7 protein-coding genes and 1 pseudogene are annotated in these 7,640 nt (G+C 68.1%); all 8 read left to right on the top strand.

Annotation, left to right across the window (positions count from 1 at the left end; translation table 11 throughout):
* Nucleotides 1–1,793, top strand: a 1,793-nt coding sequence (locus AC1D15_RS12140; RefSeq protein ID WP_477826163.1) for a tetratricopeptide repeat protein, incomplete at its 5' end; no start/stop codon positions are given.
* Between the two features lie 13 nt (nucleotides 1,794–1,806).
* Nucleotides 1,807–4,587 (top strand): tetratricopeptide repeat protein, encoded by a 2,781-nt coding sequence (locus AC1D15_RS12135; protein ID WP_477826162.1) that lies wholly within the window; start codon nucleotides 1,807–1,809, stop codon nucleotides 4,585–4,587.
* Nucleotides 4,574–5,302: a tetratricopeptide repeat protein gene (locus AC1D15_RS12130; protein ID WP_477826161.1), complete on the top strand. Its 729-nt coding sequence runs from the start codon at nucleotides 4,574–4,576 to the stop codon at nucleotides 5,300–5,302. Before AC1D15_RS12135 ends, AC1D15_RS12130 begins: the two co-directional genes overlap by 14 nt.
* Nucleotides 5,299–5,625: a hypothetical protein gene (locus tag AC1D15_RS12125; protein WP_477826160.1), complete on the top strand. Its 327-nt coding sequence runs from the start codon at nucleotides 5,299–5,301 to the stop codon at nucleotides 5,623–5,625. Before AC1D15_RS12130 ends, AC1D15_RS12125 begins: the two co-directional genes overlap by 4 nt.
* 107 nt (nucleotides 5,626–5,732) lie before the next feature.
* Complete coding sequence (locus AC1D15_RS12120; protein WP_465112520.1) at nucleotides 5,733–6,344, top strand: MotA/TolQ/ExbB proton channel family protein; 612 nt, start codon at nucleotides 5,733–5,735, stop codon at nucleotides 6,342–6,344.
* Nucleotide 6,345: 1 nt separating this feature from the next.
* Nucleotides 6,346–6,840, top strand: a complete 495-nt coding sequence (locus AC1D15_RS12115) for an ExbD/TolR family protein (protein ID WP_047511925.1) — start codon at nucleotides 6,346–6,348, stop codon at nucleotides 6,838–6,840.
* A gap of 11 nt (nucleotides 6,841–6,851) precedes the next feature.
* On the top strand, nucleotides 6,852–7,349 hold the full coding sequence (locus AC1D15_RS12110) for an ExbD/TolR family protein (protein WP_477826159.1): 498 nt from the start codon (nucleotides 6,852–6,854) through the stop codon (nucleotides 7,347–7,349).
* A pseudogene (locus AC1D15_RS12105) lies at nucleotides 7,346–7,640 on the top strand (AgmX/PglI C-terminal domain-containing protein); the annotation flags it as partial. The gene AC1D15_RS12110 and the pseudogene AC1D15_RS12105, both read left to right, overlap by 4 nt.

Here is a 7,640-nt window from a genome sequence, read left to right as displayed (position 1 = left end):
ACCAGTTCTACCAGGGCCGCTATTTCTCGTCGATCACCGGGCTGATGGTGTCGCAGCATTTCGGCCGCGTCTCGCACCATGCCGATGAAGCCGAGATCCTGCGCGGTGGCCTGCTGCTGTCGTACGGCCTGCACCGCGAGGCCGGCGAGATCTTCGCGCAGCTGATCGAGAAGGGCGCGACGCCGGCGGTGCGCGACCGCGCCTGGTTCTACCTCGCGAAGATCCGCTACCAGCGCGGCTTCCTGCCCGAGGCCGAAGAGGCGCTGGGCCGCATCGAGAAGAACCTGCCGCCCGAGCTCGAGGAAGAGCGCGGGCTGCTGAGTGCCAACGTGCTGATGGCGCGCAACGATTTCGCCGGCGCCGCGGCGCAGCTGGAGGCGATGGCCAAGCTGCCCGATCCGGGCAAGATGCCCGGCGGCACCAACGCGACGCGCTATGCGCGCTTCAACCTGGGTGTCGCGCTGATCCGCACCGGTGACGCGGAGCGCGGCAACCAGCTGCTCGAGACCCTCGGCACGGCGCCCGCGCCCGACGAGGAAACGCGCAGCCTGCGCGACAAGGCCAACGTCGCGCTCGGCTTCGCCGCGCTGCAGGAAAACAAGCCCGAGGCCGCGCTGATCCACCTGGAGCGCGTGCGCCTGAACGGCATGCAGGCCAACAAGGCGCTGCTCGGCTTCGGCTGGGCCCAGGCCGCGCTGAAGCAGCCCAAGCGGGCGCTGGTGCCGTGGCAGGAGCTGGCGCTGCGCGACCCGGGCGATTCGGCCGTGCTCGAGGCGATGATCGCGGTGCCGTATGCCTATGCCGAGGCCGGTGCGAGCGGCCAGTCGCTCGACCGCTACAACGAGGCCATCGCGTCGTTCGAGCGCGAGAACGCCAACCTCGACCAGTCGATCACCGCAATCCGCGCCGGCAAGCTGCTCGACGGCCTGCTCGAGCGCAATCCCGGCGAAGAGATGGGCTGGTTCTGGAACATCGGCGAGCTGCCCGAGATGCCGCACGCCAACCACCTGGCGCCGCTGCTCGCGCAGCACTCGTTCCAGGAAGCCTTCAAGAACTGGCGCGACCTGCAGTTCCTGCGCAGCAACCTGCTGCAGTGGCAGGACAACCTCAGTGTGTTCAGCGACATGCTCGCCAACCGCCGCCAGGCCTATGCCGAGCGGCTGCCGAAGGTGCGCGCGAAGGCGGCCGACGGCGGGCTGGATGTGTTGCAGAAGCGGCTCGACGCGATCACCGCCGAACTCGCCCGCATCGAGACTGAGGAAGACCCCGCAGCGCTGGCCGATGAACAGCAGGTGGCGCTGCAGGCGCGCGTCGAGCACATCCGCGCGACGCTCGAGAAGGCCGGCGACATGCCCGAAGCGGTGGCGGCGCGCGAGCGCTTCCGCCTCGCGTCCGGCGCGCTGACCTGGCGCCTCGCGCAGGAGTACCCGCAGCACCTGTGGGACGCCAAGAAGAGCGCGCGCACCACCACCGAGGCGTTGGCCGACACGCGCCGCGTCGATGCGGCGCTTGCGCAGGCGCAGCAGGACGAGCCGGCCAAGTTCGATGCCTTCGCCGCGCGCATCGCCGAGCTCGGCAAGGCCATCGAGGCGCTGCTGCCGCGCGTGGCCGCGCTGAGCACCGAGCAGCAGCAGTTCGTGCAGGAGCTGGCGGTGAGCGAGCTCGTGCAGCAGAAGGACCGGCTGGTCGAATACACCACGCAGGCCCGCTTCGCCGTCGCACAGCTGTACGACCGCGCCGCGAGCCAGGCCAACAAGCAACTGGAACCCGCCAATGCGCCGCCCAAGCCATAGTCTGGCGCTGCTGATGCTGCTCGGGCTTGCCGCCTGTGCCGGCAAGAAGACGCTGCCCGGCGATGACCAGCCGACCCTGAAGTCGATGTCCGGCCGCGAGATCACCGTCGCGGAAGACAACGGCGTGAAGGCCGACGAGAACCAGGCCATCGCCGCCTACACCGAGTTCCTGAAGGCCGCGCCGAAGGCCACGCAGCGCGCCGAGGCGATGCGCCGCCTGGGCGACCTGGAGATGGACGGTGCCGACAACCGCCTGGCCGCCGGCCAGCAGACGCCGAACGGCACGCCCGACTACAAGGCCGCGACCGCGCGCTACCAGGAGTTCCTGAAGACCTACCCGCAGGACGAGACCAACGACCGCGTGCTGTACCAGCTGGCGCGTGCGCAGGAGCAGGGCGGCGAGCTCGAGCTCGCGCTGAAGACGCTCGACGACCTGGTCGCGAAGTACCCGAAGACGATCTACCGCGACGAGGCGCAGTTCCGTCGCGGCGAGCTGCTGTTCTCGACGCGCGACTACGCGAAGGCCGAGCAGGCCTACGGCACCGTGCTGCAGGGCGATTCGTCGAACCCGTTCCGCGATCGCGCGCTGTACATGCAGGGCTGGTCGCTGTTCAAGCTGGGCCGGCTCGACGATGCGCTGCACCCGTTCTTCGGCGTGCTCGACCTGAAGCTCGGCGGCCGCAAGGACGACGGCGAGCTGGAGACGCTGCCCGGCCTGACGCGCGGCGACCGCGAGCTGGTGGAGGACACCTTCCGCGTGGCGAGCCTGAGCCTGGAGAACCTGCAGGGCGCCGAGAGCATCCCCGCCTACATGACGACGCCGGAGCGCCGCGCCTACGAGTGGCGCGTCTACCAGCAGCTGGGCGAGCTGTACCTGCGGCAGGACCGGCCGAAGGACGCCGCCGACACCTTCAGCGCGTTCGCGCGCCGCGACCCGCTGCACGGCCAGTCGCCGCTGATGCAGGCTCGCGTGATCGCGATCTACCAGCAGAACGGCTTCGGCGCGATGGCGCTCGACGCGAAGAAGGAGTACGTGGAGCGCTACGGCGTCGACAGCGAGTTCAGCCGGCAGAACTCGGCCGCCTGGCAGGAGAACGCGCAGCCGCTGGTCAAGACGAATCTTGCCGAGCTGGCCCAGCACTATCACTCGCAGGCTCAGAAGAGCAAATCGACCGCCGACTATCAAGAGGCGGTGAAGTGGTACCGCAGCTACCTCACGTCGTTCCCGAAGGACCCGGAGGCGGCGCAGAACAACTTCCTGCTGGCCGAATTGCTGTACGAGGACGGGCGCTTCAAGGAAGCCGCGCCCGAGTACGAGAAGACCGCCTATGGCTACCCGCTGCACGCGAAGAGCGCCGATGCGGGCTATGCCGCGCTGCTGAGCTATGCCGCGCAGGAGAAGAAGGCGACGCCGGCCGAGCTGCCGGCGCTGCAGAAGGAGAGCGTCGAGAGCGCGCTGCGCTTCGCGAACGCGAACCCGGGCGACAAGCGCAGCGGCCCGGTGCTGACCAACGCGGCGGAGAAGCTGTTCGCGCTGGGCGACCAGGCGCGTGCGGCGACGGTGGCCCGGCAGGTGCTGGCGCTGCAACCGCCGGCCGAGCCGGCGAACCGGCGCGTGGCCTGGACCGTGATCGCGCACAGCTCGTTCGAGCGCGGCGAGTTCGATCAATCCGAGCAGGCGTACGGCGAGGTGCTGGCGCTCGCGCCGGCGAACGATCCGGCGCGCAAGGACCTGGTCGAACGCCAGGCGGCATCGATCTACAAGCAGGGCGAGCAGGCGCGCAGCAAGGGCCAGCTGGTCGAGGCGGTGAAGCACTTCACGCGCGTGGCCACGGTGGCGCCGCAGTCGAGCGTGGCGGCACCGGCGCAGTACGATGCGGCGGCCGCGATGATCGGCCTGAAGGACTGGGACGGCGCGAGCCGCACGCTGGAAGATTTCCGCAAGCGCTACCCGAACCATCCGCTGCAGGCCGACGTGGGCAACAAGCTCGCGCTGGCCTACACCGAGCGGGGCCAGTGGGCGCTGGCGGCCGGCGAGTACGAGCGTTTCGCCGCCACCAACAAGGATCCGGCGCTGGCGCGCGATGCACTGTGGCAATCGGCCGAGATGTACGAGAAGGCCGGATCGCGTGCGAACGCCGGCAAGGCCTACGAGCGCTACCTGAAGCAGGGTGGCATGTCGTTCGAGGCTTCGGTCGAGGCGCGGTACCGCCTGGCGAAGATCGCGAAKGACGACGGCAACGCGGCCCGCGAGTTCACCTGGATGAAGGAGATCTACCAGGTCGACCAGGCCGGTGGCGCGGCGCGCACGAACCGCACGCGCTACCTGGGCGCGACTGCGGCGCTCGCGATGGCGGCGCCGGTGGCCGACAGCTACCGCAAGGTGCAGCTGGTCGAGCCGCTGGCTGCGGCGCTGAAGAACAAGAAGGCGCGGCTGGAGGAATCGCTGAAGGCCTACACGGTGGCTGCCGACTACGGCGTGGCCGACGTGACGACCGCGGCGACCTACCAGATCGCGGCGCTCTACCAGGACTTCGGCAAGGCGCTCGTCAACTCGCAGCGCCCGAAGAAGCTGTCGAAGCTCGAACTGGAGCAGTACAACGTGATGCTGGAAGAGCAGGCCTACCCGTTCGAGGAGAAGGCCACCGAGCTGCATGAGCTGAATGCGCGGCGCACCACCAATGGCATCTACGACCAGTGGGTGAAGAGCAGCTTCAAGGCGCTGGGCGAGATCAGGCCGTTGCGCTATGGCAAGAGCGAACGCAGCGAAGGAGTCGTCGATGCGATTCGCTGAGCGCCACCTGACCCTCGTGATGTTGCTGGCCCTCGCCGGCTGCTCGACGATCCAGCAGCCGCTGCAGGCCCTGCGCGATGCCGTGATGCCGGCCAAGGCGGCCTCGGCACCGGCCGCATCGGCCTCGGCACCCGCCACCGTCGCGTCCGCTGCCGCCCCGGTCATCGCCCGCCCCGAGCCCGAAGCCCCGGTCGCCCCCGCGCTGCAACGCAGCTACGACGACGCCCGCCGCGCGCTGCGTGCCGGCCGCATGGAAGAAGCCGAGCGCGGCTTCAAGGCCATCGCGCAGGCCAACCCGGAGCTCGGCGGCCCACATGCCAACCTCGGCGTGATCTACCGCCAGGCCGGCAAGCTGCCCGAATCGGCCGGCGAGCTGGAGCAGGCCGTGCGCCTGAACCCGAAGCAGCCGCTGTACTTCAACCAGCTCGGCATCACCTACCGCCAGCAAGGCCAGTTCCCGAAGGCCAAGGACGCCTACGAGCGCGCCATCGCGCTCGATGCCGGCTATGCAGCGCCGCTGCTGAACCTCGGCATCCTGTACGACCTGTATCTGTGGGATGTTGCACAGGCCGCAGACATGTATGGCCGGTATCTTGCGTTGACTCCGGGTGGCGATGCCACGGTGACCAAATGGGTCGCAGATCTGAAGAATCGTAAGCAGCCTGCCGCGGCGCCCGCGCCGGCCGCGGCTGCGAACCGGAAGGAAAAACCATGAAGTCCCGAGACCCCTTGCGCGCGCCATTGACGGTGGCCGCGGTGTTCGCGATGCTGATCGCCGCGGGCCTCGCGCCGGCCTGGGCGCAGGACCGCGCCGACATCAAGGGCTCGCAGATCATCGGCAACCGCGAGCTGCCGAAGGTGCTGTACATCGTGCCGTGGAAGAAGCCGCTCGCCGGCGACCAGAGCGGCCGCCCCGCCGTCAGCGTGCTCGACGAGGCGCTCGCGCCGGTCGACCGCGACGTGTTCCGCCGCCAGGTCCAGTACGACACGCTGACGCAGCCGGTGGCTGGCGCCACACCCACCGCAGCCGCCAAGTAGTCACGCTTGCGGGCCTGCCGTTTTTTGTCGAATCACAGAGAAGTTTCCATCGGAGATCAGAGATGAATGCGTTCAACACAGCAGTGAAGTTTTTCCAGGATTGCGGCTTGTTCATCTATCCGAGCTTGTTGATCATGGCGATCGGCCTGGCGATCGGGATCGAGCGCTACATCGTGCTGAACAAGGCGCGCAGCGAGAACCGCAAGCTCTGGTCGCACGTGCTGCCGATGCTGCAGAACGGCCGCTTCAAGGAAGTCCAGAACGTCACCGCGAATTCCGATGCCGCGATCGGCAAGATCGTCAACTACGGCCTGACCCGCATGCAGAGCCCGGGCCGCCGTGAAGACTTCGACGCGGCGATGGAAGAGGGCATGATGGAAATCGTGCCGCGCCTGGAGAAGCGCACGCACTACATCGCKACCTTCGCGAACGTGATCACGCTGGTCGGCCTGCTGGGCACGATCATGGGCCTGATCAAGGGCTTCACCGCGGTGGCGCAGGTCAACCCGGCCGAGAAGGCCGAGATGCTGTCGGCCTCGATCTCGATCGCGATGAACAACACCGCGTTCGCGCTGATGGTCGCGATCCCGTTCCTGCTGCTGCACTCGTTCCTGCAGGCCAAGACCGCCGAAATCGTCGATGGCCTCGAGGCCGCCAAGATCAGCTTCCTGAACCTGGTGCAGCGCCTGAAGGCCGAGCAGAGCACCGGAGCGCGCTGAGATGGCTGCTCGTCGTCGCCTGCGAAAGGAAACGGCGCACCTGGAGATCACCGCGTTCATCAACCTGATCGTGGTGCTGGTGCCGTTCCTGCTGTCGACCGCCGTGTTCACGAGGCTGTCGGTGATCGACCTGTCGTTGCCGGCGAAGAACTCCGGCGTGGAGCAACTGAAGGTGGACAACCTTCAGCTGGAGGTGGTGCTGCGCCCGGATTCGCTGGAAGTCGGCGACCGCCTGGGCGGGCTGATCCAGCGCATCCCGAACAACGCGAAGGGGTATGACACCGCGGCCTTGTCGACGCTGATCCAGCAGATCAAGGTCAAGTTTCCGGACAAGGTGGATGCCAGCGTGCTGGCCGAGCCGAACACCTCGTACGACGCGCTCGTGCAGGTGATGGATGCGGTGCGCGTCGTCGCCACGCCCAAGGGGGCGGTGGTGGTGCACACCGAAATGTTCCCCAACATCTCGATCGGCGATGCGCCGGTCGTCAAGCGATAGGGACGGGGGCCATGGCACTGATGACACCGCTGCAGAAGCGGGCCGAGCGCCGCGCGCGCAACCAGACGGGGCTCGACATGAACCTCGTCTCGCTGATCGACGTGTTCACGATCCTGATCTTCTTCCTGCTCTCGAACGCGACCGGCGTCGAGCTGCTGCCGAGCCCGAAGGCCGTTCAGCTGCCGCAGTCGACGGCCGAGAAGGAGCCGAAGCAGAACGTGGTGCTGGTGGTGAGCGGCACCGAGATCATCGTCGAGGGCCGCAAGATCGCCAACGTGGCCGACGTGATGGGGCTGAAGGATGACCTGATCGGGCCGCTGAAGGACGAGCTCGACATCCAGGCCGGCCGCGAGATGATCCGCGAGGCCAACAAGGACAAGGGCAAGGCGCTCACGATCATGGGCGACAAGGACATCCCGTACCAGCTGCTGCGCAAGATCATGTACACCGCGGCGCGCGCGAGCTTCACCGACATGTCGTTCGCCGTGCGGCAGAAGGCGGGCGCATGAGTGCGGCGACCGTTTCGTTCAATCCCAGGGTGATGCCCTGGGCCGGCGTGCCCGAGGACGACGCGCGCTTTCGCCGCATCATCCAGCGCACTGTCGGCGTGTGCCTGCTGATCTTCCTGATCGTGCCGTGGCTGCCGGTGCGGCAACCCGACCGCACCGCACAGGCCGAGCTGCCGCCGCGGCTGGCCAAGCTGGTGCTGGAGACGCCTCCGCCCCCGCCGCCGCCGCCCAAGGTGCAGGAGAAGCCGAAGGATGCGGCCGAGGCGGCCGTGCCGCAGGCCAAGCCTGACC

It is taken from the genome of Rhizobacter sp. P2_H2 (assembly GCF_056403375.1).
The sequence above is the reverse complement of the archived record's forward strand: the minus strand, read 5'-3'. Positions and strand labels throughout refer to the sequence as shown.

Coding starts and splice junctions, on each gene's coding strand:
- AC1D15_RS12115 (WP_047511925.1), top strand. CDS start 6,346: ATGGCTGCTCGTCGTCGCCTGCGAAAGGAAACGGCGCACCTGGAGATC.
- AC1D15_RS12125 (WP_477826160.1), top strand. CDS start 5,299: ATGAAGTCCCGAGACCCCTTGCGCGCGCCATTGACGGTGGCCGCGGTG.
- AC1D15_RS12110 (WP_477826159.1), top strand. CDS start 6,852: ATGGCACTGATGACACCGCTGCAGAAGCGGGCCGAGCGCCGCGCGCGC.
- AC1D15_RS12130 (WP_477826161.1), top strand. CDS start 4,574: ATGCGATTCGCTGAGCGCCACCTGACCCTCGTGATGTTGCTGGCCCTC.